We start from the raw sequence: 25,221 nt of genomic DNA, 5'->3' as shown, positions 1-25,221 counted from the left end.
AGTCATTAGTCCACGATGCCTTTGTTGCCGACTTCGGATTCGAAGCGCTCACGCAGCTCCTTAGCCTTCTCGATCCGCTGGACATTGGTAGTCGAGGTCGGATCGGTAATCATCGGCGTCACAAAGATGACCAGATCGGTGCGTCCATTCTTGAAGTTGTTGGACTTGAACAGCGCCCCGAGGATGGGCACATCGCCCAGGAAAGGGAACTTGTTCGTGTCATTGCTGGACTTCTGGTCCAGAAGGCCCGAAATCACAATGGTCTGGCCGCTACGGACATTCACCTCGGAATCGGTGGAGCGCATCAGGAAACCAGGAATGCCCTGCACTGTGACAGCCGGGTCTACGTCCGAAAGCTCCGTACTGATGGAGGCCGAAATATTGCCCTTGTCGTCGGCCACCGGCTTGACCGTCAGCTTGATACCGTAGTCCTTGAAGTTCACGCCGCTCATGCCAGTCGGACTCAGACTGGGCAACGGAATCTGACCGCCGGCCAGGAATTTCGCCTCGCCGCCGGAGCGCGTGGACAATTCTGGTGAAGCCAATATCCAGGCGTCACCGTTGTTCACCGACAGATTGATACTCGAAGACAACGCCGTCGCGATACCGAAGTAGGCCTTGCCGACCTGGTTGGGAATACTTAGCAGCGAGTTGGCGCCGCCCGAAGTGCTGACCTGAAAGCTGGGCAGTGTGGTACCGGATGAATAACGGAACTGGCCATTGGTGATCAGGTCGCCAGCCATCGCCATGCCCGGGCCAGGCATCGAACCCGCCCATTGCACGCCAAGGTTTTCCAGCGCCGATTTCTTGAATTCCATGATCTGCACTTTCATGTAGACCATCTTCTTCATGGTGACGTCTTCTTCCATCACCAGATTCACGACCTTGGGCAAATTCTTCAGCGCCAGGTCAATGCGCGGCAAGTTGGCTTTGGAAGCAAAGCCGCGCACAACCACGCTATCGTTGATCCGTTCAATCTTCAGGCCGGGGAAGCCAGAAAGAAAGGCCTCAGCCTGCACCTTTGCATCATCGGCATCCGACTGGTGGATGCGCACCTTGTAGCGAATCACATTGCCGTTGCGTTGCCACAGGTAAAGGCTGGTGTCACCGGCACCCTCTGCCAGCAACAGCACATCGTCGTCCAGCACGCTGGAACTGAGCAACTTGCCGTTGCCAACGGCGACGCGCATCAAGTCCTTGTAGGGCAGCGTCTTTACTTCACCCACATACATGGTCAAAGGCATGATTTCCGTCACAACCGGCGGGATCACAGGCATGGGCGGCGGCTTGATCATCTTTCCAGCGGGCTTGGCCATGGGCGCGGCAGACTTGGCCGGGATTTGCTGTACTTTGGACTGTGTCACCACAGCCGCCGGCGCAGACGCTGCGGCTGCAGGTGCCGCTGCGACGGGTGCTGGGTTGACAGGTTTGGTCTGTTGGGCAAAGGCCGGGGCGGCAAGGCCCAGGACGACCATAGTAGAGATCAGTTTGGAGCGTGTGAACAAGCGCATCATGTATCCCGGTAATTGATTCAACGTGCCGCCATGCCGGTAGGCACGGCTGGGATCATGTTATTGACGGAGGGCGGCATGCTGGAGACGGACGGTTGCGTACCCATGACTGCACCCGGCGGCACGCCAGGCATGTTCGGCGGCAGCGTAATGCCTGGTAACTGGATGCTGGTAGGTGCCGTTGAGCCACCACCTCCACCGCCAACAATGTAGGACACAGCACGGCCCTTCTTGTCGCCGCCCTGGAACAGCTCTGGCACGGTGAGTTGTGCCATCTTGAGGTCATCCTCTGCTTCCGGCTTGCGCAACACCACCCGCACTTTTCCAACCTGGGTTGCCAACGCAATGCGCACCGCCTGATCCGGTGTCACGTCAACCGTAATGTTGCTGTAAGAGACCGGACGGGCTTGGCCTTGCATCTGCTCCACCTGAGCAGGAACCTGTAGCAACTGCCCCGTGGCGAGCACCTTGATTTTGGGCAGCAACGGACGAATCTCGCTACCGCCACCTGTAGCCTGCGGATTTTGCGCAATCAAGTACAAGTCAACGAAACTGCCTGCACGCAACATCTGCGAGAAAGAATTCGTTTCGTCAATGTCGACAGTCAGGGCGCGGTTGCCCGGCGTCACGTCTGTTGCCAGATCGCGCGGGCGATCGTCAAATACATCCGACTTGCGCAAGGGCCGACCGCGCAGTACTGGCTTGAGGAGCTTCTTGCCCTCGATTTCGCCGAAGTTGTCCGCAGTGACCACATCGTCATAGAGCAAGTCGGTCGGCACATCCCGCGCAGCCATCAAATTGCCTGCGACTACTACGCCCTTGGGCACATCTGACGTTGCAACGACAACCGAGGTCGACGGCCCACCCTTGGCTTTTTCGGCCAACTCGGAAGCCAGAACGGCCTCTTTGTTTTTCAAGTAGCCGACAGACAGCCATGCCGCCAACAAACCCATCACTATCGCGCCGCCCAGCACCAACCACAATCGGTTTATGCGCAAGCGCGGAATTCGCAAAGCCATGTACGTCTCCTAAAGAGCTATCAAATTTGAGGCCAGGGAGATCGCATACGCGAAGCCCTGGTACGCTGCCTTCATGGCTTTGACCACCTCTGCCACGGGCGAGCTGGAGCCGCCCTCGATCAGGACCAAAACTGCCACTCCCACAACAATGCTGTATTCCAGCATTGACTGTCCAAGCTGTGTGCGCCGTCGGCACGACATGATGCGTTGCTTCATGGCCGATCCACCGTGTTGATCACCACCTGAGTTTCACTGCGGCCACCGCCAATCACCAGATTGGCCTCTGCCAACCCACGCCGCCAAACCTGCACCATCTGCAGACCCACGGGTGTCTTTGTGGTCTGATCGGTCACCGCCACCCAGCCATCGGCACGCAGGGTGTTGCGATAAAACTCGGCATTGGCAGCCGCTGAAAACGTGTTCTTCAGCAACAGCGTGCGACCGTTCTTGCCGCTGTCGTTGCTTTGCATGTCGTTGTAAATCACGCTGCCACCCATCTTCGGAAAACCATCGCCGCGAGCGCGCGCCGACACTGTGCCCAGCAGAGTCACGCCAAGCAGGGCGTACGTGCCTTGGTTGGGCCCAGGCTTTATCTGCACCGTGAAAAAGCAATCTCCATCCTTGGTCGCCAGCGTGCGCCAGCCACCCTCATTGGTTTCCAGCACGCGTTGGCGGCGCGTCTCCCAGTCACTGCGGTAAAACCGTGCCACTTCGTCCGGACTGCGGCCCGAGTGCAACTCCTGAACCGACATGGGGACGCCGTTAATCAGCATATCGGTGGCGACTATCACCACGCGCGATGATTCCGGCGTGGCAAAGCGCTGGCAACCGGCTGCCGCGTGCTGCGCATGCAAAAACGCACATGCTGCCAGCAGCATTGGTATGAGGGGCGTACGCATCACGGTGACCCCGTCAAACGGTCTTCGGGAACAACGTCGGGCTCAATCTTGCCCAACTCCAGAAACCAGATTTCTGGCATCGCAATGCCGATCACCGCCTTCACCAACGTCAAGATCACTTCACCCGCAGTGGTCTGGAACACGCCCGTTGGCGTCAGTCCCTGGGTCTGCTTCTTGACGTGGTCACGTCCGTTGGCACTCCAGGTGTTCACCAACACCACGCTGTGGTCAGAAAAACCCAAAGGGCCAGGGTTGAAAGCCTTGGCCGGATCGCCATCCCAAGAGAAATTGATGGGCAGGACGCTTGCATTGACGCTGACATCAGCTGCATGCAAGCCACCGTCCAGCTCGAGCTGAAACGGGCCCAGTGCATCAGCCACCTTCACGGCAACTTTCAGCGCCATATTGGCGTAACCTGGAGATTCGGTCTGTTCACGCGCGTTGGCTACTTTGTTGTAGGCCTGCAGCATCACTGTGCCATCGCGGTTGCGCCACATTGCGCGGTAGCCGTTGGTGCCCCACCCGCCAACGGTGCCATCATCATTGGCAATGCCTGTGCCGTGCGAAATGACCCGCTTGCGCACTTCGTTCTGAATCATCGCATCGGTCTTGTCAATTCCCGGCCAGCTGTCGGTGGAGGTCGCGCCGCCAAAATAGACTGTGCGTTCCCACGCGGCGTAACGCGCGCCCTGCATGGCCGCGCCCTTCATGTCTATATATTTCCCCAACACGGGTATCAGCAAAAACAGAGGCACAAGAAACAGCGCCGCGACGACGATGAACTCTGTCAGCGCCTGACCGCGTTGGGATCGTGAAGTCATCCGCATGTTCACAGGCCCAGCAATTGAGGCGTCAAACTGAGGCCTTGATCGACCAAAGTGCTCTTCTTCAAACGTGCCTGCCAATATGGGCTATAGAGGCTTCCATACTCGGTACGTTTGTCGTCAGCCAAACCACCAATCAAGGTATAAGACTTGCGTGGAAACAGGCTGCTAGGACGCGAAAAATACGTTTCCGCACTGGCAATGCTGCGCAATTTCTTGGCGGCAGTCTTGTCTTCCAGATTCAGCTGGCCGCCGCTACCGCCACCAATGCGGAACTTGGGTGAGCTGGTGGTCGCAATCGAGTCGCTGGCGCGCTCCAGCTCTATGGTGAACGGCGGGCCGATATCGTTGTGGTGTTCGGTAGCAGTTGCCTGGTTCGAATTCGCGCCAGCGGATGTGGGCAAATTGTCCTTCAGGTCCAGGTAGGACTGCAGGCCTGCGCCGGTGTGCATGTTTTTACCAGGCCCCTGGGCGTTCTTGATGAAGTACGGGATCGCCGTCATGGGATTGAACCAGGCCGCGCCATAGGCTACCGCGGCAGCATCGTCACCGCCGTTGTTGGTCTCGTTGCGGTGGCCCACGTAAGGACTGGTGCGGGCGGTCTCCAAACCAGGTGAACCGCCGCCCGACGCAACGGCGGCGCCGGCACCCGAGGGAAGCGGAGGGAGCGGAAATGGAATGGGAATCGGAATGCCAAACAATGAAAAAGTGAAGCAAAGGATCACAAACAAGCCTGTCGCATCCGCGCTGACATAACTCTTCTTGTCATTGCTCATCACAGTTCCGCCGGAGTGAAACTGCAGCATCAGCAGAGGTCCAAAGCCCGGCGTCACCAAGCGGAATGGATCAATCAACGAAGGTGTCAGGCGCAGCGGCAGCGGCAACGTGCGGTCCTTGTAGAACAAGTCCGAGGACGCATCCACCACTTTGGCAAAACGGTCCGCACCATCCTTGTCAGTAACCGTGGGATCGAAAGACTTGGCAAAACTCAGATGCTGTATCAAATCGTAGCCTGACTTGACCAGTCCAAAATCGGAGAACGACGCCTCGGCATCGTTCTTGTCTTTGACTTCCATCGACGTGGTAACGATGGTTTCTATCGTTGCCAAGTGGTAAATCTTGGAGGCCAGGCTGAATATCTTGATCAGCGTGTCCAGCACCTGCACCGTGATAGGCCCGGCAGAGTCCATGAAACTCTTGGCCGTCTTGGCGGCGCTACCAATCACATTGGCCGGTGTGGTCCACATCCAGCCCATCGGCGAAAGATTCGCGAGTGTCGTCGCGATGCTTTTGTAGGGGCCGTTATAAGTGTCGTCGGCGTTGCGAATCCAGCCCGTCATGCTGACAACTTGTCCGACCGCAACCTGGTTGGCGATCATTGCGCGATTCATGTAGGCCGCGAAATTGAGATCGCGCGCCTGGACCACCGCACCGCTGTAGGCCACCGCGTCGGCGGTGGTTTGCAGCTTCATTTTTTGCGTGGTGAGCTGGCCCACGCTGTACATCGACAGCATGGCCAACAGCACGATGACCATGGTTGCCGATGCGAACACCATGGCCTGCCCACGCTGCAGGTGCCGACCAGTAGAGGGGTGCTGCATGGTCGGCAAGCGCTCTGATTACGGGGCTATCAGCAAGCCTCTGGCTTACTTGGCGCGCTCGTTACCGAAATTGCTCAGATTGGTTTTCTTGTCTGTCAGGGTAGCGCTGGTATCAGCGGCTGATTTGGTCTTGGTCTGCTCGGTTGCAGCATCCTTGCCTGCCAATTCCTGTGCCATCGCAGATGTCTGCGTCTTCACGGTCTGACCAAAGTAGGAGTACACACCGATGGCGGCAACTGCAATCAGCGCCACGATGATGATGTATTCGGTCATACCCTGGCCACGTTGGCGCGATAGTGTGTGAATGCTTTGCATACGGTATCTCCTGGAATAAAACGTTGAAACTGCCACTTCTGTACCGGGCCATGCCGCGCTTTTTCCAAGCCAGCTCGGTGCTTACAAAGCGTAACACAAAGCCAATAAATATTACCGGAAATTCCTAGGATATTTGCCGGGAAACACAGTGGTACAACACTATTTGCTGGCCTGGACGGAACCCGCATCGCCACAACTGCCACGCGCCAATCGCACACCTGCGCCCTTGACCGACAACATCGCCTGGCCGCTGTTGACACGCAGCGTGCGTGTCTCTTGGTTACGGTCTGCCGCACAAGCAAACGCATCGTCAACGCGTGCCACTCGGGTACCGCTGTTGCGTGATCCGGAATCACCCGAGCCACGTTCGGCATTCGCATCAGCATTGCCTGCACCATTGGCTTGACTTACTTGCGAATCACTCTGCGCACCACCCACCAATTGCAATCCGGATCCACTGTCCGCACCGGCAGCACTGCTTGCATTGCCGCCGTCGTTGGCACGTGCGATACCGGTACCTTGCGCGCCCCGTCGCGCGTCAGCATCACCCGCACCGCGGCCTGACCCATCCGTGCTATCGGTATCGACTGTCAGACCGTTCGCGTCGCGGCTGCCCGCCAGCCCCGTACCGCGCGCACCATTGCGCGCATCGTCACCCGTAAGATCTGTGCCAGCACCCTGGCCATCGCCTTGCCCGCTACCGTTCGCGTTTCCGGCGCCAGCCAGCCCCGTTCCGTTACCGCCGCCCTGACCATCTGCACCAGCAAGTCCAGTACCGTTGGTGCCGCCCTTGCCATCCGCACCAACAAGTCCGCTTCCGGCACCACCACTCTGACCATCTGCGCCAGCGAGGCCGGTGCCGTTGCCACCACCCGTGCCGTCGGCACCCGCGAGTCCGGAACCGTTCGCACCGCCCTTACCATCCGCACCCACAAAACCTGAACCAGTGCCGCCACCCTGTCCGTCACCGCCTGACAATCCCGTGCCGTTGCCCGAGCCATTGCCACCACCGGCCAGACCCGTACCGTTTCCACCGCCATTGCCGCCGTCACCATCCAGGCCTGAACCACTGCCGCCGCCAGCAAGACCGGACCCATTGCCGCCTTGGCCCTGACCTGAGCCGCTCGCAAAACCAGAGCCATCGCCTGAGCCAGATCCATTACCGCCGCCAGCCAGCCCCGATCCATCCTGACCAAAGCCATTACCTCCACCATTGCCACCACTCAAGCCCGACGAATCGCCACCACTGGACTGTCCGCCACCGGCCAGACTGCTGCCATCCGGACCATTGCCCGACCCGTTGCCATTGTTGTTGCCAGAGCCGCTGCCGAAACCCGAGCCGTTTCCGTCCGTTCCGTTGTTGTTTCCGTTATTCCCATTGTTGCCATCGGAGAAGCCGGAACCATCCTGGCCAGTCGGGCCATTGTTGGAAACCAGAGGGCCATCGTCGGGGCCGTTACCCGTCACCTTGTTGTTGGGGTTCGGGCCGCCGGGCGGATTTCCATCCACGCCAGTATCCGTATCCGTTGGACTGTCGCTAGGTGGCAAGGGACCGCCAACCAGCGTTGTATTTGGATCGAGCGGGCCTTTCGGACCGCCTTCGTCCGGAGTCAATGGGTCGGAGAGCTTCGGATCTTTCGGACCGCCTTCGTCCGGAGTCAATGGGTCAGAGAGCTTCGGATCTTTCGGGCCGCCTTCGTCCGGAGTCAATGGGTCAGAGAGCTTCGGATCTTTCGGGCCGCCTTCGTCCGGAGTCAATGGGTCAGAGAGCTTCGGATCTTTCGGACCGTCTTCGTCCGGAGTCAATGGGTCGGAGAACTTCGGATCTTTCGGAGTCGGATCATCACCGTCAATATCTGGACCGTCGACCTTGGGTTTGCCATCGGCAAACTTGCCACCGCCGCTAGGCAGTCCGCTACCCCCGTCAGGTGACAAAGGGTCAAGCGTAGTGGTGTCCGGAATGTCGTCACCGGGGTCGTCTGTACCTGTGCCAGTCGGCGCAGTCGGGACCACGGGCGGGCTGCTGGTCTTGGTAACCACGGTAACAATTTTCGTTTCAGGCGGTCCATCTTCGCCACCGCCGCCAGGCTTACCAGGCTCTACGGTTTCCGCGGGTGGGGGCGACGAATCAGACGGGCCACCGCTGCCACTGCTGCCGGAGCCGTCGCCATCGCCGGAATTGTCGTTGTTGTCCGGAGTGCCTCCCGTAGTAGGGATGGATGAAGCGCCGCTGCCGTCACCCTTGCCTTGGAACACGATGTCGCGTTTGATACCGTCGGACCGGGTCAGGCTATCCTTGATGTAAATCTTGCCCTGTGTAATGTTCGCGAGACACGCAAAACCTGCCTGGCAACTCACCTCGGGACTGGGAGCCCATGGTGCATTTAGAAGAATGGAATAGTCCCAGTTACTCGGGGCGTCGGCAATGTTGTTAAACATGTTGTAGACACGCCCTTCGGTGATGAAGGCCATCTCAATCTTGCCCAAGCTGAACTGCTCAGTGATGGGAAAGCCCCCAGTCACCGCATCGCGACTGCCGATACTAATATTGCCCTTGTAGCCAGTACCACCAATCACCAGCCGCACATTGGTGTTTAGTTCGTTGAGCATGCCAGCAATGCCTGCCATGTAATAGGTCGTGTTGGCGTCGGGGGTGTCGGTCGGGAATTTGCGTACGTTGATGTCACGCGTAACGGTGTAGGGATGCAGCGTGACCTCGGTGTTCGGATCAATAGCCAGCGTTCCCGGTGTGTCAGTTACCGCGTCGGCAATCAGCATCAACGGCCGCCGGCCGCTGATCTGGTTGCCAGCCAAGTCATAGGAGTTTGCCGACTTGTTGTTCAGCGACAGTATCGTCAGCTTGCCGCCGGTGGTGACAGAGGCCGCACCGACCGGGCTGTTGGTCGCCGGGATGGCTGTACCGTCGAGTGGATTGGAGGTGGCTTCTGAGACACGACCGATCACCGCCAGCAACTCACCGGTGTAAGGACTGTTTTCGATGGTGACCGCACGCGCGCCCAAAACCACCAGATTTTCGGTTTTGGTCTTGACATCGAAGATGCCCTTGTCCTTGCCGCCGGTGAAGCCCAACTGCTTGGCATTGATGCGCGCAGTGCCATAGGTCTTGACCAGGCCGGTAGTACCCCCGGTGGCGATTGCCACGCCTGCCAACGATTGCGAATTGATATCGGCATAGATGTCGACATTGTTTTGCGAGAACAGCGAAATACCGTAATCGCCAGAGGTGCTGAGCACGCCGCGTGTATCGATGTTCTGCCCCGAAATCAGCAGACCCGTCGGGGCAAGCGCCGGGCGCTTGTTGACATCCTTGCCGCCAGGCTGCGTTACCGTGACGGTGCCGTTGAGCCTGATGTTGCGTGACGACTTGATTTTGTTCTCGCTGTCAACAATGTCGGCGGTCAAGTTGATGCGCGGTGCAGTCTGTCCGGTTGCCAGCAAATTGCCATTTGCAGTCAATCCGCCGGGTGCATACACGTCAATGATGGCGGTTCCATTGAGTGAGGTGGCAGTGACAGTGGACAGCGTCACGGCTCCAGGGCCATCAACAATCGGGATGACGTTGTCAATGTAATTGGCGCCAGCACGAACCAGTACGCGTGCCTTGTGCGCTTCTTGAGCGGCGGGTGTGGCGCCGCCGGAGTCAGTCACGGTGATGGCTCCAGCTGTCTGCGACACAACGCCGGCATCTGATTGCAGGGAAACCAGTGCGGCGTCGCCGCTAGCCAACGACCCGCCATTGGCAGAGATGTTGGCCGTCACGGCCATATTGTTCAACGAGCGCAGCGTGACACTCGCAGCAGACGACTTGGTGGTAGCGCCGGCATCAGCGGTCGAGTCAATGGACTGGTTGACTGTCAACTCGCCTTGGACAGAGCGCACATCAATTGCCGTAGCTCCAGCGCCGGTCAGGGTAATACCGTTGGTACCATCGACCGTGCCAACCGTCAGATTGCCCGTGTTCTTGAACAAGAAGTTGGCCGAGTTGGTAATGCTGGCCGCCAAGGTACGCACATCGTTCGGGCCAGTCAATGCAAAGCTACCCTCGCCTTTGATCTTCAAGCGATCAGCAACAATTCCCGCCCCAGCACTTTCCGTCACCCCACCATTGGTGGTGATTGCCACCAATCCGCCAGTGGCAATGCCTTTTTCAAGTTTGATGCCACTGCTGCCGCCCGATATCAGACGCACATCGCCGCCGTTTCCACCAAACCCATAGGTCGGCCAGCGGCCATTGTTCTCGATGCCAGCAACCGTCTTCGTGCCTGACCAACTCCAATTGACGCTGCCGACTTTATTGGTAAGCAACGCATCCCACGTAATAGCACCTACATCGAAGCCGTTCTTGTCGGTGTAGCTGACGTTATAGGAGGAACTGCTGCCCCATGGCCGCAGTACAGCCAGTGTGGTGATGTCATTGTCAGCATTGCTCAGGTCGTAGCTGCCAAAACCGCCCAACAACAATTGATCCGCCAGAACTCTTTGACCGGCACCCAGTTTGAAACTGCTGTTCGTGGTGGTGCCATACAGGACCAGTTTGACAACACTGGGCGCGCCAGCATTGAAAATCGAGTAGCCACTTCCGTCAGTCACGCCGGAGAAATACACCACGTACTCGGTGACTAAAGAGTTGGTTCTTTGTGGCACTGCGGCCAGCGCGTCATTGGTGGCACCCAGCGACAGGCTGGTCGAATCAACGGTGCCAGCGGTCTGGTTAATGGTGCCTTCGCTATTGAGTCGAACCATCGCACCGCGGATATCCGCGCCCAATGTCAATACAGAGCCAGGACCTCCAGCCATCAGTGACACATCGCCACGCGGACCCGGGGTGGGGCCGCTCAGTACCGGCTGATCAACCCAGAGCGAGCCGGCATTGGTGCGCACATCGATGATGCCGGCGTTGGTGCTGGTCAGACCGTTGGTCGTGCCGACGGTACCAATATGCAACGCGCCGCTGTTGACGTAATACAGGTTGCCGGCAAAGGTGCCAGCCAACGTACCAACGCTGTTGTCGCCGCTAGTTAGCGTGTAAGGGCCTGTGCCGCTGACCAGCAGTTTGGATGCGGTCATGCCGCCGCTGGCTTGGACGGGCTCGTTAGCGGTGGAAGTGGAGGTCGTCTGTTGCGCGCCTGCAGCACTATTCAGGCTGATGACGCCAGTTCCAGCGTTGATACTTTGAGTGATCGACAGCAAGCCGCCGGTCGTTAACGTTACATTGCCGTCATGGCTGAGAATGCCCGCGCCGTTAATGGTGGTGGCGCCGGAGTCCTTGTAGTCGACGGTACCCGTTGCAATGATGGCCAGATTGTCAACGTGGTTGCCAGCCTGGTTCACATTCACTGCACCGCCACTGTTGGCAGACAGACTGGCCCCGGTGATGGCACCCCCGGTCTGCTGAATACCACTGGCACCGGAGTTATTGGCCTTCAGGGAAATGTTGCCTGCGCCAGATTGGAGATTGCCTGCTACCGTCAGCGTGCCACCAAAGGGCGCCAGCGGCACAGTGCCTGTCTGCTGCGGGCCGCCCGTCTCTATCGTCAAGGCGCCACCGTGGGTTTGAATGCCAGTGGTGCTGCCAACCGTGCCTAGAGTCAGCGCATTTTTGTCACGGAAAGTCAGGTTCCCGGTGACATCCGCAGCCAGCGTGTCCACATCGTTATAGGTGTAGGCCGTATTGCCGCCCGTAGTCAGCGAGTCCACATTGGACAGATTGAACACACCGCTTCCAAGCAATTTCAGCGAAGCCGCGGTAATGGAGCCGCTGGACTGGCTGATGCCACCACTGTTCGCTTGCAAATTGAGTGTGCCACTGCCAACGTTGATGCTTTTTTGCAAAGCCATCGCATCGCCCGATGTCAATGACACAGTGCTACCCGGTGCAGAGAGAGCCCCCGACACGCTGAGCTTGCCTGTGTTGCTAACTGTGATGGAACCGCCGCCAGTCAATGCAAGGCTCAGTATCGATAAATCGGTATTGTGGTCGACCACATTGATGTTGCCGCTGATGGAGTTGTTCAACACCAAAGTGGGAAACTTGTTGAAGCTTCCGGTCAAGCTGACACCCGTACCAGATGTCACAACCAGACCAGTGCCGGCCACACCCGATGTGCCGCCGATATCGTTCACTGCACCCAAACTATTGAGCGTCACTGAGTTGGTTGAAAGAACTGTACTCTTGATGGAGATGCCTCCAGTGCCATTGGATAACGCCACTGCGCCGACGGAGGTGAGTGAAATAGGTGCCAACACGTTCAAGGCGCCATCGAGGCCGATCGCGCCCAACGTCAGCGCACCAGTGCCGCTATTGATGCGCGACAGCTCCGTCGTCGATAACTCCAGTCTGCCTGCCGTGCCTTTAGTGGCTGTGCCGATATCGAATACGGTGCTGCTGCCCACTGGACGAATGGTCACCGAACCGCCACCGGTAACAATGTTGTTGTTGATAGTGAGCATGTCGCTTGCCAGCGACAACAGACCACCACCCGTGTTAATTCCGGTCGTTGTATTGCTGCCCACCGTCACTGCGCCTACGGTCAAGGGGACCGAACTGACCACCGTCAGACTATCGGTCGTGTTGGCCGCCAATATGCTGAACTTGTTGGTGGGGTCAGCCAATACCATGGCGCTGGTACCGGCAAGGCTCAGCCCATTGGCAGTGATCGCTGCTCCGGCCTGCTGGCTGAAGCCGGCGGCGTTGATGCGTACATTGCCAGCAACTGTGGCATTCACAGGCGCACTCAACCCGAGGCTACCAATCGTAGTCAATGCAATGCTGTTTCCGCCAGAGTTGATACCGGCAAGGCCATCAATGGTGGTAACGGTCAAATCCCCAGCCACACCGCTTCCGTACGTGTAGGTGATCGCGCCAGCCGCCTTCAAGGCCACTTCACCAGCTGCGGTACTGGTGTTGACCAATGTCATTGCGCCGGTACCGCTCTCTGCCGCAAGCCTGGAAAACGTCAAGGCCGCGCCATTGGATTGTGTAATGCTGCCACCGGTTTTCAACGACAGGCTCTTTAGGTCAGCATTGGGTTTGGTGTCGCCCGCGATCGTGATGCCACCCGTGTTACTGCTCGAACCGACACGCAACAAGCCGTCAGCCGGCATCTTGATCAGATCCAACTCGGCCTGCGTCAGTGCCAAGCTGTTGGCGCCGTCGTCACCCAACCGGATGGCGCGGCCAGTACTGCTGGTGGCAATTGCAACCACGGTATTGATACCGCCACGGGCATCCACCGCCTTCGTGATGTTGATACTGTCGGTCGTCAGCGTAACATCGCCACCCTTGGTAAATAAGCCGTTGGTGGTGTCCACCGTGCCCACTGTCAATCCGTTGCCTGCAGCATTCTTAAATGCAAAGCTGTTGGCGGCGCCAACCCCGGTGCCAGCAACTGCGGCTGCAAGCGTACCAACGTTGTTGTCTTGTGTAAGCGCTGCGGAATCGGCATTCGTGCCCTCTGCATAGCGCACCAACAACGATCCGGCGTTGATAACTCCGCCGCTTTGCACCAGGTTGTCTGCCGCCAGCAGCTTGACGGTACCGCCAGTCACATTGGCATTCAACGTCAACGGTTGAATGCCGGTGGTGCCGACCTCGGCAGCTTGCAGAACGATGGTGCCCGTGCTCGCATTGCCGGTGGTTACCGCCGCATTGACATTCATACCGGCAGTGGTATCGCTGTAGACCGTGATATTGCTGCCGGCCGAAGAAACACCGCTCACAGAGCCAACCGTACCAATAGCGAACACGCTACCCGGGTCGGCGTTTCCGTTGGTGAAACTGACCGCACCATTGACGTTGGCCGCGAAGGTACCAACCTTGTTGGCTCGCAGCGAGCCGATGTCGCCCAGGTTGAAGGTGCCGCTACCACTCAGGCCCACGCCTTTGGCAGTAATTGACGAAGTGGCGCCTTGCGTAACGCCAGCGCCAGCGGTCAGGAACAGGTTGCCACCAGAACCGACCGAGCCCAGATTGATCTGGGCGTTGTTCAATGCGATGGAGCTATTGGCAATCAGACTCAGGTCGCGGCCGTTATTGCCCGTGATACTGACATCGCTGTTCAACGATATAGTGCCGGCCGACGCACCGGCGCTGGCAGTGGAAATCGTGACATTGGTGGTCGCCAGATTGGCGTTGACGTCTCCGTCAGAAATCGAGGTTGAGGCAACCGCTGGAACGTTCAAGTTGCCGCTGGCAAATGTCGCTGCCGTAACCCCACCATGGGTAATCGTGATGTCGGTCGGGTCCAGCAACCAGTTACCGAACAGGCCGTTGATTGCCGACGTATCAACTCGACTGCCACCAATTTGTATGGCCCGCTTGCCAGATGTTTCGACAAACCCGCCGTTACCACCCAGCGCGCCACCGCGCGCAGAAAACTGACCGGCCGAGCTCAGTGTGTTTTCTGCGAACAGCACAATACGCCCACCATCACCCCGGGTTTGTGCATCGGCTGCCAAACGGGCATCGTTGACAACAATGTCGCCGCCGTTAATTTTGATGGAGCCGCCGCCCTGCGCACCGCTGACATCCAGCACGCCGCCAACATGCACAGCGCCGTCGGCAGCTGTCAGCACGATCTCTCCGTCATGCTCTTCAATGCCCGCCGCACGAATCACGCCGGTGTTATTGACTACGCTGCCAGCGGCATCGCGCGCGGCTGCGGCGCTGAGCCAGACCTGACCGCCGTCCGCGCTGATTTGTCCCAAATTGCTGACGCCGAGCACGCGCTGCGCCGTTCCAGCATCGACTGAAAAACGCAACAGGCTGTCGCCCTGCAGATCCAGTGTCAACTGGCCACCGGCAGCCAGTGCCACGGTGCCCAGCTTGGCGTCGATAGCGCCGGTCTTGTAATTGCTGACTTGACCACCCGCCAGCACGATATAGCCGCCCTCTTTGGCGCGCAGCGTGCCAGCATTGCCAACAGCCGCTTCGGGAGCCCCATCCGGGCGACTAAACAGATAGCGCCCCGCCAGGAAGTCTTCGTTCTTGATGTCCAGCGTGGTTGCCACCAGGCCGGCCGTGTCCAACACCGCACCGGCACCAAAGTAGACACCGTTTTGATTGACCAGAAAAATCTGACCGTTGCTGGTGACACTGCCAAAAATATTCGACGGCTCTGAACCAGTGACCCGATTCAGTGTGATCGCGCTGCTGCTAGGCTGTTTGAACACCACCGAATTGCCGCTGCTTACCGAAAAAGTCCGCCAGTCAATTACGGCCTTGGGCGTACTCTGCTCAATGGTTTGTGTGGTCGCGGTTTGCGTGATGCTTGCCACACCGGCAACGACTTTGCCGCCAGTGGGCAATATGGATGGGGTTGGTGGCGCCGCCACCGATTGCACCTGGGCCCAAGCTGGCCCTGCCACCTGTGCGCAGGCCAAAGCACACGCCAGTGCCCGCACATGCCAGCGCATGCGCGTTGGCATGGTCAGTTTTGGATGTGGGGTGGTGCGCACTTGGAACCTTAGAATGAAATACTGGCGCTGGCCCACACCCGGGGTTGTGACCCTGGATCGGTGACCAGATTGTTGCGAAGCGGCCAGGCGACGTCCAGTTTGACCTGGGACTTCTGTGTCGGATAGACCGCCACCCCCATACCGGCTGAGGTCAGAATGTCCTGGGATGCAAAGCCGAGGTTGGTAACCGTACCAAAGTCGTGGAACGCACTGAAGACACCGACAGTACGGCCCACCATGAACTGGCGCCGCAGCTCGGTACTGAGCATATAGCCGCGGTCACCGCGCATTTCTCCGGACCGAAAACCGCGCACGCTATCGGGGCCACCGATGCTGAATTTTTCGCTGTCAGGCAACGAACTGCCGCTGGCCACGCCGTTGCCATGCAAATAGAAGTCCCATTTACGTGCGATACCGGTCAGATGCGTGACATCAACGTCGAGCTTGGACAACACCGTACCGGGCTCATTGCCAGTGTTGTCCCGGAAATTGGTAGAGTAAACCGCAGATGCGCTGGTCGACGAAGAGTCTTTGTGCACCCAATTGCCCGAGCCGCCAATGCTGAGCAATTGCATGCTATTTTCAGCCAGCGGCGTGGCCAGAGCGGACTGGCGGGTTTGTGTATCGCGCACACCAAAAGACGCAACAAGATTGCGGCTGCGGCTGCGCACCACCGGATAGGTGGCAGAGAGCTCGGTTGTAGTGACTTCACCGCCAATTTGCAGAGCCTCGAAATCCCCGGCCACTGTGTACTTGGCGTTGGATTGGCTCAGCGCAACACGTGCACCACTGGTACCCACAGGTATGCTGTATTTCAGTTGCGTGTAATCCATCAGCAGCTTCTCGGCCTGCATCTTGCGAAACACCAGTTCGTCACCGAAACCCAGCGGATTGGCCCAGCCCAATGTAGCGTCAACGCGGAACGCACCGGCCTCCGTGCGGCCATTGTTGTTCGCCGACAGCGTCGCGCGAAACGGGCTTTCCTTCACCTTCACAACCACATCGGTGTCACCCCTGTTTTGGCCCGGGGACAGTGTTGCAGTGGCAGTGAGGCCCGGTAGATCGTTCAGCATAAGCAGTGCCCGCTCCAATGTTTCCATCGTGACCACGGGTGCATTGACAGCGGGCTTTGTGTAGGTACGTAAAAACGAGGTGCTGTAGCGGTCATTTCCGTCGAATGCCAGGATGCCAATGCGGCCTTCAATGACTTCGATAATGACCAGTCCATCTTCCACCTTCTGTGCCGGGACAATCGCCACCGCCAGTGGATAGCCCTGATTGCGGTAAAGGGCCGTCACTGCGTCGGCAGCTTTCTTGAGTTCAAACAGGTTGAGCTCGGATTCCGTAAAGCGCTCCACTGCCTGGCGCAATTGGCCCTGGGTCAGCACTGCATTGCCAACGAACTGAAAACCCTTGACCAGGAATTTGCGGCCGTTGCGATCCTGCGTGTTGGCGGTCTGTCCGCTGTTGAATACCACTTCGGGTGGACTACCCGGCAACATGGGCCGGCGAATTTCAACGCCATCCAGAATGATGCCTGCCGTCGGCGGAGCGACTTGGGCCCAAGCCTGCGCCAGCCATGCGTTTGTCGCGTCACGGTTCGTAAACGTGATGGCCAACACCGCCAGCACGACAGCACTGCGGGCGCGCGGGCGGCGTATGCCGTTCAAAGAACGCTGCATGTCAGAAACCTCTCAGGACTTGGTGTTGCGGTTTTGCCAGCGCACCAACATTTGCTGGACTTCGGCGCGCTGCGCCTCGTTGAGCTTGCGGTTGGTGGCGTCGCGATTGGTCGAACCATTGACGCTACCGCCGCGCGCGGCCAGCGTGAACCAGAAGTTGGCTGTCACCAGATCCTCTTTAACACCGCGGCCCGTGCCATAGAGCACGCCCAGATTGTTTTGTGCCGCCGCATGGTTTTGCCCAGCTGCCTTCCTGTACCAGGCCGCAGCCTTGACCACGTCCGCCGGAACGCCATTGCCACGCTCCAGCATCACGCCTACATTGTTTTGCGCCGAGGGATGGTTTTTTGCTGCAGCAGCGCTGTACCAACGCAAGGCAATGGACAGGTCTTTGGGCACGCCCTCGCCACGTTCATACAGCACACCCAAATTGTCTTGTGCATTCAAATCGCCGCCGGCTGCGGCCTTGGCGTACCACTGAGCGGCAGAGGCAGGGTCGCGCGCAGGCACACCCACACCACGCTCATACGCCACACCCAGATTGTTTTGCGCAGCAGCGTTACCGGCCTTTGCCGACTGCGTGTAGTACTCCACAGCCTTGGTGGCGTCGCGCGGTACGCCCCAGCCGCGTTCAAACATCACGCCAATATTGTTCTGTGCGTCAGTATTGCCTTTTTCGGCCAAGGGCAACCAGAGCTTGCGGGCGGTGGCATAGTCACCGCGTTGCGCGGCGCGAAGGCCTGGCTCTATGGGATTTTCTGGAGTCTGGGCATTTGCGCCGAAAGCGGCAATTGCAAAAACCACAGCAAGCAATGCATGCGTATGCTTCAAAACTCTCTCCCGATAGAAAAAAAGATGAACTGGACTGCGAATTGAAACACAATAGGCACATAAATTACAAAAAATCGAATTTCGTGCGATCCTGACAACACTGTCGCCCGCCTGTGAAAGAGCTCCATGATTTCTGACTTCACGCGAAAATTCCCTGAATTCAGCGCTTCTCTGGGTGAATCCCAGGTGCACACGCTGCTCAAGGCGACCAGCACGGTCGAATTGCCCGCCTATCGGAAATTGATTCGCGACCGCATGCCCGTTGATTCCATCTACCTGCTGATGGAAGGAGAAGTTGCGGTTTCCGTCGAAGAAGGCGGCAACCAGATTCCCCTAGGCAATATCGGTCCCGGTCAGTGGCTGGGCGAAATTTCGGTGCTGTCCGGCGAAATGCTGGCCAGCTCCACGGTCACCACCGTCACACCCGTGAAACTACTGCGGCTTAAGCACCAGGCGTTTGAGGATTTGCTGCAGCGCAACGAAGTCCTGGCCAACGCAGTGCTGGATCAGTTAACCGGCATGCTGTCGGAACGCCTGCGTGTTTCTTTAAGTGCTGGCAACGTCGCAGTAACTGCTGCCGACGTAGAAAAGCAGCCCAAGCGGGTGGGTTTGTTGTGGGCTTTGTTTGGCGGATCCGGGGGTTGATGCGATGGACGAGAAACAATTTTTCAATAATCTGCCGGCCTTCCAGGACTTGCCACAAGACGAGACCGACCTGTTGCTGCAGGCGCTGCAACGCAGCGAATACGCCAGCGGCTATACCTTTTTTGTACCCGGCGTGCCGACCACCGAAATGTTTTTACTGCTGGAAGGTGGCGTGCAGGTCATACGCACGGACGACAACGATGCGGTCATGGAGTCTGCAGAACTGCGGGCTGGCGAGGTATTCGGGCTGTTAGGTCTGGTGCCCAATGTTCCGGCCACATCCACTGCGCGGGCAGTATCTGCGGTCACGGTGGCACATATCAATCAGCATGACTATGCGAGCCTGGCTTCTCAAGCACCCAAGGCCGCATTGCGCTTGAAGCGCATGGTGGCGGTGCAACTGGCGCGCGAACTCCAGTTCCGCAATCGGTTGCTGCGCGCCCGTATGCGCATCGATCTGGCAGGATAAAACTGCCTTTGCGCTAGCGCGCGGGCAAATCGATCCGCTCAGTTTCGCCTGGCACCTGACCCATACCGGCTGCGGCGTCCATGCGATCCCAGGCTGCGGACGCTGTCTCGATGCGCTCCTTGCTGCTGGATACAAAGTTCCACCACATGAAGCGGCGCCCCAGTGGCTGGCCTCCCACCACGACCAGCCGAACGGGCTCTGCCCCGCTCACCAGCGCAACATCCTCAGACACCAAGGCCAAAGTGTGTCCCGGCACCTCCACCCCGCCGACTGACAACGCGCCTTGAACGGCATACACCGCCTGCTGTTCGGCCAACATGGGCAAAGTCCAGAATGTATTCGCGGGCAGCTCCACATCCAGGTACAGCGTGGGTGACAGCGTAGCCACCGGCGACTGCACACCGAACGCCTCGCCCACCAGCACGCGCACCTTGGCGCCTTCGTGAACGATTTCTGGAATCGCTTGCGCAGGCGTGTGTGTGAATGTCGCTTCGGTCTCCTCGAGAGCCTCCGGCAAGGCCAGCCAGAGTTGCAGGCCGTGGTTGACGTACGTCATTTGCGCCTGCTCCGGCGGGCGGCGTTCGGAATGCACGATGCCGCGGCCTGCGGTCATCCAGTTGATCGCGCCAGGCTCAATGCGCTGCACATAGCCCAGATTGTCGCGGTGCAGGATCACGCCTTCAAACAGGTAGGTCAGCGTGGCCAGGCCGATGTGCGGGTGTGGCCGCACGTCGTGGTTGGTCTGGGGCTCAACCGTCACCGGGCCGAAGTGGTCGAAGAAGATGAACGGGCCGACGGCCTGCTGCACGGCCGACGGCAGCACACGGTGCACCAGAAAGCCACCGCCCAGGTCTTTGACATGGGGCTTCAGAAGTTGGACAGCGGTACTCATAGGGTCGCTCCTGCTTGTCGTGTCACGACAGTTTCGATTTCGGTGGTCACGGTCGTCATTAGTTTGTGCACGGGGCACTTCTCGGCGACCGCCGCCAGTTGCGCCAGCTCTGCATCGCTCAACGCGCCGCTGATTTGCAACTCAGCACGCAGCTTGTAGGTGCCCTGGCGCTCCAGCGTATCGTCGCGCACGATGTTGGTTTTGACATCGTCCACCGCGAAACCCTTTTTACGGGCGTACCACATCACCGTCAGCGCCTTGCAGGCGCCCAGTGCCGCGTCGTAAAACTCGTGCGGACTGGGCCCCTCGTCCTCTCCCCCCACCTCTGGCGGCTCATCGGCCAGCAGATTGTGCTTGCCGATCTGAAGCAGCTGCGCAATGGGCGCACCGGGTTTGCGTTGCAGTGTGAGGGACATGGTGATGATCTCCAGTGAGCCGAACTTTACGCCTTGAATTGCGTTGCCACGGCCTGAATGCGGGCGCCAAACAGACGCGCGGTTTCCAGATCGCCTTCATTCATTTCTGCCGCACTGGCATCGCCCGCCGTTTGCGCGATAGGGCCACCGCTGGAGGCGAGGTAGTTGATGTCGTTGCGCTGCGAGGCTTTGGTGTTGTTGTAGTTCAGACCAGTGCCGACCCAAATGCCGCCGTGTTGCATCGCCAGTGTCATCAGATAGTGCAGCGTAGAAAACTTGTCACCGTTGACATTGGCGCTGTTGGTGAAGCCGCCAAAGATCTTGTCTTTCCACGACTGGGTGTACCAGGGCTTGCTGGATGCATCGGCAAACTTCTTGAACTGCCAACTGACGCTGCCCATGTAAGTGGGCGAACCGAAGATGATCGCATCGGCAGCAGCCAATGTGTCCCACGCGCCGTCCGGCAGATTGCCGTCTGCATCGATGGCAATCAGCTCGGCATCAGCGCCATTGGCAACCGATTGCGCCATGCGCTGTGTGTGGCCGTATCCGGAATGAAAAATCACTGCTACTTTTGCCATTTGGAACTCCTGTTTAAACAAATTACGCTTGCAAATCAAATACCAGCACTTCGGCGTTCGCCGCATCCGAGAGCGTCAGCTTGGACTCTTGCTGCAACAGCACGGCATCACCGCCATTCAAAGCCTCGCCGTTCGCGCTGACGCTGCCGCGCACCACGTGGACATAGGCCTTGCGAGCCGGGTCCAGCGTCAGGTTGACAGCATCGGCGCCATCCAGCAGGCTGCCATACATGCGCGCATCGGCATGGATCAACACCGACCCATCGGCACCATCCGGCGACGCCAACAAGCGCAGGTTGCCTTGCTTGTCTTGCGGTGCAAACGTCTTTTGCTCGTAGCTCGCCGGGATGCCAGTGACATTGGGCTCAATCCAGATTTGCAAAAAGTGCGTCGTGTCGTTCGGCGCATGGTTGAACTCGCTGTGTTGGACACCGCGGCCAGCACTCATGCGCTGCACGTCGCCAGGCGGAATTCCCTTGACGTTGCCCATGCTGTCCTTGTGTGCCAGGTTGCCCTCCAGGACATAGCTGATGATTTCCATGTCACGGTGGCCGTGCGTGCCAAAACCGGTGCCCGGCGCAATGCGGTCTTCGTTGATCACGCGCAGGTTGCCCCAGCCCATGTGGGCCGGATCGTAGTAGCCGGCGAATGAAAAGCTGTGGAAGGATTTCAGCCAGCCATGGTCGGCAAAACCCCGGTCTTGTGATTTGCGAATCGTCAACATTGTGTGCCCTTTCATAGTTCCGAATCAGTGTTTGAACTTTAGGCCGCACCTGCGGCTTTGCGATCCATGGCCTTTGATGGCATCATTCAAAAAGTTTCAATTTAAAGGGGCCTTTCATGCAAACTGCACGTGATGTGCTGACCCCGGATGCGCTGGCGATGCTGCAGTCCATAGAGCACGCGGGCAGCTTTGCCGCAGCGGCGCGAGAGATGGGTATGGTGCCCAGTGCGCTGACCTACCGGGTGCGCCAGATCGAGGATGCGCTGGATGTGTTGCTGTACGACCGCAGTTCACGCCAGGCCAAGATGACCGAAGCCGGCAAAGAGCTGATGCGCGAAGGCGCACGCCTGCTGGCCGACATTGACGCAGTGGCCAACCGCGTCAAACGCGTCGCCACAGGCTGGGAATCGCAACTGACCATCGCCATCGATACCGTCATCGCCAAACCTACAGTGATGGAGTTGTGCGAAAACTTTTTTAGCCAGTCACCGCCCACCCGCATCCGCCTGCGCGATGAAACCCTGATGGGCACACTGGAGGCGCTTACATCGGGCCAGGCCGATCTGGCCATCGGCGTAGCGCCAGACGCAGCCGGTACCAATGGAATTCTGTCCAAGCCCTTGGGCACCATGGCTTTTGTGTATGCGGTTGCACCGCACCACCCGCTGGCCAATGCGCCAGAGCCTTTGAGCGATGAGGTGCTGCAAAAGCACCGCGCCGTGGCTGTCGCCGATTCGGTGCAGCGTGGCACCGGTGTGACTTTCGGGCTGCTGGGTGGGCAGGATGTGTTTACCGTAGGCAGCATGTTGAACAAGCTGGATGCGCAACTGCGTGGCTTGGGCGGAGGCCACTTGCCACGCTGCATGGCCGACACCTATATCGAAACTGGTCGCCTGGTCGTCAAACGCACCGAACGTCCCCAGCGCGTTGTCCCCATCAGCTATGCGTGGCGCGTCGCCAAAGCGGGCACGCAGGGGCGCGCGCTGCAATGGTGGCTGGAACAGCTGGAGAGCCCGACCACGCGCGCCGCGCTGCTGGAGAACCACCGCAGCCATTGATTTGTGCAGCGGGTCATTGACTACTTTGGGTGGCGCTACCTGCAAAGGGGACAGTGGTTGGTAGTTATCACCTGACCGCCAATTCGGTCTCGTCTCGCCGGGGTGGGGAGTGCCGGGAGCCGATTTGTGTGGCCTTAGGCACACCATGAGGCCTCCCGGTATTCCCTACCCCGGCGGGCCAATGCACAAAAGGCCATACAGAGCCGTGTATAAAGCACCTACGACAACCATAAACAGGAGACCGCGCCCATGACCGCTTCCCGACACATCGCCATCGTTGGTGCAGGCCTTGCGGCCATCACGTGTGCCCGCACGCTTGTACAAGCCGGGCACAAGGTCACGGTGTTCGAGAAGAGTCACGGCGTCGGTGGGCGCATGGCGACGCGTGCCAGTGCGTTTGGGACGTTTGACCATGGTGCGCAGTACTTCACGGTGCGCGATCCACGCTTTGCGCTGGCGCTGCAAACAGCGCCGGGCTTGTGCCGTCCCTGGAGTGCCAATACGGTGCAGGTGCTGGACGCCCATGGCATGGTCGCCGCCGCGGGCCTGCCTGCCCGCGAGCCGCATTGGGTGCCCAAGCCCGGCATGAATGCGCTGGCCAAGCGCTGGGCACAGCCATTGATCGATTCCGGCGCGGTGGAGCTGGAAACCCAAGTCACCGCGATTGAGCCCGACGCGTTGAGCAAGACCGGCTGGCAGTTGCGCACCACCGGTGCCGAAGGCTCCACGCATGTATTCGGCGGCTTTGACGCCGTGGTCTTGGCCATCCCCTCCACACAAGCACAACTGCTGTTGCAAACCACGCCCAAGGGCAAAGCCCTGCACCAGAAGACATCCAAAGTCACCGTCGCACCCTGCTGGACCATGATGCTGGCCTTTCCGCAAGCCGTGCAACCCGGCCTCACCACATTGGGCCCGCAATGGAATGCTGCGCGCAGCACACACCATCGCCTCGCCTGGCTGACCCGCGAGTCGAGCAAGCCGGGTCGTGGCACCGTCGAACGCTGGACGGTGCAGGCCAGCGCCGCCTGGTCCACAGAGCATTTGCAAGACGACAGCGCACGCGTACAAGCCAAGCTGATCAAGGCCTTTGCCGAAGTAACCGGCATCCGCGCCGAACCTGCGCACGTGGAAACGCACCGCTGGCTCTATGCCCAAACACTGAACCCCTTGGGCCAGTCTCACTTGTGGGACGCCAAGGCTGGCATCGGCGTATGCGGCGACTGGTGCCTGGGCCACCGCGTGGAAAACGCCTTTGTGTCTGGCCTTGAAATGGCCTTAGCCATGGTGTGATTCCAAAACAGCTCTTGTACCGGGGGCGGTTCGCCCCCTCCCCCACTGGCCCGCTGCATGCTGGCTCACTGGTTGCCGCACTGGCGAGCTGGCTGGATGCGAAAGCACATGGTGGGCAATGGCTACTCCGCATCGAAGACGTAGACACGCCGCGCTGCATTCCCGGCGCCGACCAGACCATCCTGCAACAACTCGCGGCCTGCGGCCTGTATCCGGATGAGCCGCCCGTATGGCAAAGCCAGCGCACCGGGCTGTACCAGCAGGCGCTGGACGCACTGATTGCCGACAAGCAGGCTTACCCCTGCGCCTGCTCCCGCAAAGACATCGAAGCCGCGTTGCAACAGATCGGCCGCGACAAGCCACGCAATGGCGAGCTGGTCTACCCGGGCACCTGCCGTAGCGGTTTGCAAGGCAAGCCGGCCCGAGCCTGGCGTTTTGATACCAGCACCCACGCTGGCAAATTGGTGCGAAATCGGGCTGCAGTGCCCGCAGAACTTGCGCAAGCAGCTACTAAATCAATAGCAAAGCAAGGCAGCCTGGTGCATTGGACAGATCGACGCTTCGGCCCGCAGGCGCAAGACGTTGCTAGGCAAGTCGGCGATTTCGTGCTGCTGCGTGCCGATGGCCTGTTCGCCTACCAGCTCGCCGTCGTCGTGGACGATGCAGCACAAGGCATTACCCACATCGTGCGCGGCGAAGACCTGACTGACAACACGGCCCGGCAAATCCTGCTGCAACGGGCGCTCGGGTTTTCAACGCCAAGCTATCTGCACACCCCTCTGGTGCTGGGGCCTAACGGCGAAAAACTCAGCAAACAAAACGGCGCCACGGCCTTGGACACATCGTCCCCCACAGCTGCCAGCGAATCACTCCAGCACGCGGCGCGCGCGTTGGGCTTGCAGGTCAGTACCAATACATCGGCGGTTAGCCCTGCGGCATGGGTACCGCAATGGCAGCAACTTTTCTGCGGCCCATAATCCGGCC

19 protein-coding genes are annotated in these 25,221 nt (G+C 59.1%); 5 read left to right on the top strand and 14 right to left on the bottom strand.

The window, feature by feature from the left end:
• Nucleotides 1-5 precede the first annotated feature (5 nt).
• The 10 genes from AC1DV6_RS11135 to AC1DV6_RS11090 all read right to left on the bottom strand — a co-directional run bounded on the left by AC1DV6_RS11135 (nt 6) and on the right by AC1DV6_RS11090 (nt 18,159).
• Complete coding sequence (locus tag AC1DV6_RS11135) at nt 6-1,511, bottom strand: type II and III secretion system protein family protein (RefSeq protein WP_477977536.1); 1,506 nt, start codon at nt 1,509-1,511, stop codon at nt 6-8.
• A 20-nt stretch (nt 1,512-1,531) separates the two neighbouring features.
• Nucleotides 1,532-2,530, bottom strand: coding sequence for a Flp pilus assembly protein CpaB (gene cpaB / locus AC1DV6_RS11130; protein ID WP_477977535.1), 999 nt, complete (start codon nt 2,528-2,530; stop codon nt 1,532-1,534).
• A 9-nt stretch (nt 2,531-2,539) separates the two neighbouring features.
• Nucleotides 2,540-2,746, bottom strand: a complete 207-nt coding sequence (locus AC1DV6_RS11125; RefSeq protein ID WP_477977534.1) for a hypothetical protein — start codon at nt 2,744-2,746, stop codon at nt 2,540-2,542.
• Entirely contained in the window at nt 2,743-3,429 is a 687-nt protein-coding gene (locus tag AC1DV6_RS11120; protein ID WP_477977533.1) for a hypothetical protein, read from the bottom strand. The genes AC1DV6_RS11125 and AC1DV6_RS11120 overlap by 4 nt, the downstream gene beginning before the upstream one ends.
• A complete protein-coding gene (locus AC1DV6_RS11115; protein WP_477977532.1) occupies nt 3,429-4,250 on the bottom strand; it encodes a hypothetical protein in 822 nt (273 codons plus the stop codon). The genes AC1DV6_RS11120 and AC1DV6_RS11115 overlap by 1 nt, the downstream gene beginning before the upstream one ends.
• Nucleotides 4,251-4,258: 8 nt before the next feature.
• The gene (locus AC1DV6_RS11110; protein WP_477977531.1) at nt 4,259-5,854 is read right to left on the bottom strand and encodes a TadE/TadG family type IV pilus assembly protein; all 1,596 of its coding nucleotides are present in this window, start codon (nt 5,852-5,854) and stop codon (nt 4,259-4,261) included.
• A 45-nt stretch (nt 5,855-5,899) separates the two neighbouring features.
• A complete protein-coding gene (locus AC1DV6_RS11105) occupies nt 5,900-6,169 on the bottom strand; it encodes a Flp family type IVb pilin (protein ID WP_477977530.1) in 270 nt (89 codons plus the stop codon).
• 159 nt (nt 6,170-6,328) lie between these two features.
• On the bottom strand, nt 6,329-15,616 hold the full coding sequence (locus tag AC1DV6_RS11100; RefSeq protein WP_477977529.1) for a filamentous hemagglutinin N-terminal domain-containing protein: 9,288 nt from the start codon (nt 15,614-15,616) through the stop codon (nt 6,329-6,331).
• A 38-nt stretch (nt 15,617-15,654) separates the two neighbouring features.
• Nucleotides 15,655-17,328, bottom strand: coding sequence for a ShlB/FhaC/HecB family hemolysin secretion/activation protein (locus AC1DV6_RS11095; protein WP_477977528.1), 1,674 nt, complete (start codon nt 17,326-17,328; stop codon nt 15,655-15,657).
• A gap of 12 nt (nt 17,329-17,340) precedes the next feature.
• Nucleotides 17,341-18,159 (bottom strand): tetratricopeptide repeat protein, encoded by an 819-nt coding sequence (locus AC1DV6_RS11090; protein ID WP_477977527.1) that lies wholly within the window; start codon nt 18,157-18,159, stop codon nt 17,341-17,343.
• Between the two features lie 126 nt (nt 18,160-18,285).
• Between AC1DV6_RS11090 and AC1DV6_RS11085 the strand changes: the two genes are divergently transcribed.
• Both AC1DV6_RS11085 and AC1DV6_RS11080 read left to right on the top strand, forming a co-directional pair.
• Nucleotides 18,286-18,804: a Crp/Fnr family transcriptional regulator gene (locus AC1DV6_RS11085; protein WP_477977526.1), complete on the top strand. Its 519-nt coding sequence runs from the start codon at nt 18,286-18,288 to the stop codon at nt 18,802-18,804.
• A 4-nt stretch (nt 18,805-18,808) separates the two neighbouring features.
• Nucleotides 18,809-19,273, top strand: coding sequence for a cyclic nucleotide-binding domain-containing protein (locus AC1DV6_RS11080; protein ID WP_477977525.1), 465 nt, complete (start codon nt 18,809-18,811; stop codon nt 19,271-19,273).
• A gap of 13 nt (nt 19,274-19,286) precedes the next feature.
• On the opposite strand, the gene AC1DV6_RS11075 is transcribed toward AC1DV6_RS11080, so the two are convergent.
• The 4 genes from AC1DV6_RS11075 to AC1DV6_RS11060 are packed head-to-tail and all read right to left on the bottom strand — an operon-like array spanning nt 19,287 to nt 21,886.
• The gene (locus AC1DV6_RS11075; protein WP_477977524.1) at nt 19,287-20,165 is read right to left on the bottom strand and encodes a pirin family protein; all 879 of its coding nucleotides are present in this window, start codon (nt 20,163-20,165) and stop codon (nt 19,287-19,289) included.
• Nucleotides 20,162-20,581, bottom strand: a complete 420-nt coding sequence (locus AC1DV6_RS11070) for an OsmC family protein (protein ID WP_477977523.1) — start codon at nt 20,579-20,581, stop codon at nt 20,162-20,164. The genes AC1DV6_RS11075 and AC1DV6_RS11070 overlap by 4 nt, the downstream gene beginning before the upstream one ends.
• Before the next feature lie 26 nt (nt 20,582-20,607).
• Entirely contained in the window at nt 20,608-21,162 is a 555-nt protein-coding gene (locus AC1DV6_RS11065; protein WP_477977522.1) for a flavodoxin family protein, read from the bottom strand.
• A gap of 22 nt (nt 21,163-21,184) precedes the next feature.
• Entirely contained in the window at nt 21,185-21,886 is a 702-nt protein-coding gene (locus AC1DV6_RS11060) for a pirin family protein (protein ID WP_477977684.1), read from the bottom strand.
• Nucleotides 21,887-22,002: 116 nt separating this feature from the next.
• Here AC1DV6_RS11060 and AC1DV6_RS11055 point away from each other — a divergent pair, with 116 nt between their 5' ends.
• From AC1DV6_RS11055 to gluQRS, 3 genes are all read left to right on the top strand, one after another.
• Nucleotides 22,003-22,944, top strand: coding sequence for a LysR family transcriptional regulator (locus AC1DV6_RS11055; protein WP_477977521.1), 942 nt, complete (start codon nt 22,003-22,005; stop codon nt 22,942-22,944).
• Nucleotides 22,945-23,193: 249 nt separating this feature from the next.
• A complete protein-coding gene (locus AC1DV6_RS11050) occupies nt 23,194-24,237 on the top strand; it encodes an NAD(P)/FAD-dependent oxidoreductase (protein ID WP_477977520.1) in 1,044 nt (347 codons plus the stop codon).
• Nucleotides 24,234-25,214, top strand: a complete 981-nt coding sequence (gene gluQRS, locus AC1DV6_RS11045) for a tRNA glutamyl-Q(34) synthetase GluQRS (protein ID WP_477977519.1) — start codon at nt 24,234-24,236, stop codon at nt 25,212-25,214. The genes AC1DV6_RS11050 and gluQRS overlap by 4 nt, the downstream gene beginning before the upstream one ends.
• Nucleotides 25,215-25,221 lie beyond the last annotated feature (7 nt).

Source organism: Rhodoferax sp. P2_H8_2 (assembly GCF_056403235.1).
The sequence above is the reverse complement of the archived record's forward strand: the minus strand, read 5'-3'. Positions and strand labels throughout refer to the sequence as shown.

Bases quoted from the DNA above. Each gene is read 5' to 3' on its own strand.
- AC1DV6_RS11065 (WP_477977522.1), bottom strand. From the start codon at position 21,162: ATGGCAAAAGTAGCAGTGATTTTTCATTCCGGATACGGCCACACACAG.
- AC1DV6_RS11050 (WP_477977520.1), top strand. From the start codon at position 23,194: ATGACCGCTTCCCGACACATCGCCATCGTTGGTGCAGGCCTTGCGGCC.
- AC1DV6_RS11100 (WP_477977529.1), bottom strand. From the start codon at position 15,616: ATGCCAACGCGCATGCGCTGGCATGTGCGGGCACTGGCGTGTGCTTTG.
- AC1DV6_RS11120 (WP_477977533.1), bottom strand. From the start codon at position 3,429: ATGCGTACGCCCCTCATACCAATGCTGCTGGCAGCATGTGCGTTTTTG.
- AC1DV6_RS11070 (WP_477977523.1), bottom strand. From the start codon at position 20,581: ATGTCCCTCACACTGCAACGCAAACCCGGTGCGCCCATTGCGCAGCTG.
- AC1DV6_RS11110 (WP_477977531.1), bottom strand. From the start codon at position 5,854: ATGCAGCACCCCTCTACTGGTCGGCACCTGCAGCGTGGGCAGGCCATG.
- AC1DV6_RS11080 (WP_477977525.1), top strand. From the start codon at position 18,809: ATGGACGAGAAACAATTTTTCAATAATCTGCCGGCCTTCCAGGACTTG.
- AC1DV6_RS11075 (WP_477977524.1), bottom strand. From the start codon at position 20,165: ATGAGTACCGCTGTCCAACTTCTGAAGCCCCATGTCAAAGACCTGGGC.
- AC1DV6_RS11115 (WP_477977532.1), bottom strand. From the start codon at position 4,250: ATGACTTCACGATCCCAACGCGGTCAGGCGCTGACAGAGTTCATCGTC.
- AC1DV6_RS11085 (WP_477977526.1), top strand. From the start codon at position 18,286: ATGATTTCTGACTTCACGCGAAAATTCCCTGAATTCAGCGCTTCTCTG.
- AC1DV6_RS11055 (WP_477977521.1), top strand. From the start codon at position 22,003: ATGCAAACTGCACGTGATGTGCTGACCCCGGATGCGCTGGCGATGCTG.
- AC1DV6_RS11095 (WP_477977528.1), bottom strand. From the start codon at position 17,328: ATGCAGCGTTCTTTGAACGGCATACGCCGCCCGCGCGCCCGCAGTGCT.
- AC1DV6_RS11060 (WP_477977684.1), bottom strand. From the start codon at position 21,886: ATGTTGACGATTCGCAAATCACAAGACCGGGGTTTTGCCGACCATGGC.
- AC1DV6_RS11125 (WP_477977534.1), bottom strand. From the start codon at position 2,746: ATGAAGCAACGCATCATGTCGTGCCGACGGCGCACACAGCTTGGACAG.
- AC1DV6_RS11105 (WP_477977530.1), bottom strand. From the start codon at position 6,169: ATGCAAAGCATTCACACACTATCGCGCCAACGTGGCCAGGGTATGACC.
- cpaB (WP_477977535.1), bottom strand. From the start codon at position 2,530: ATGGCTTTGCGAATTCCGCGCTTGCGCATAAACCGATTGTGGTTGGTG.
- AC1DV6_RS11135 (WP_477977536.1), bottom strand. From the start codon at position 1,511: ATGCGCTTGTTCACACGCTCCAAACTGATCTCTACTATGGTCGTCCTG.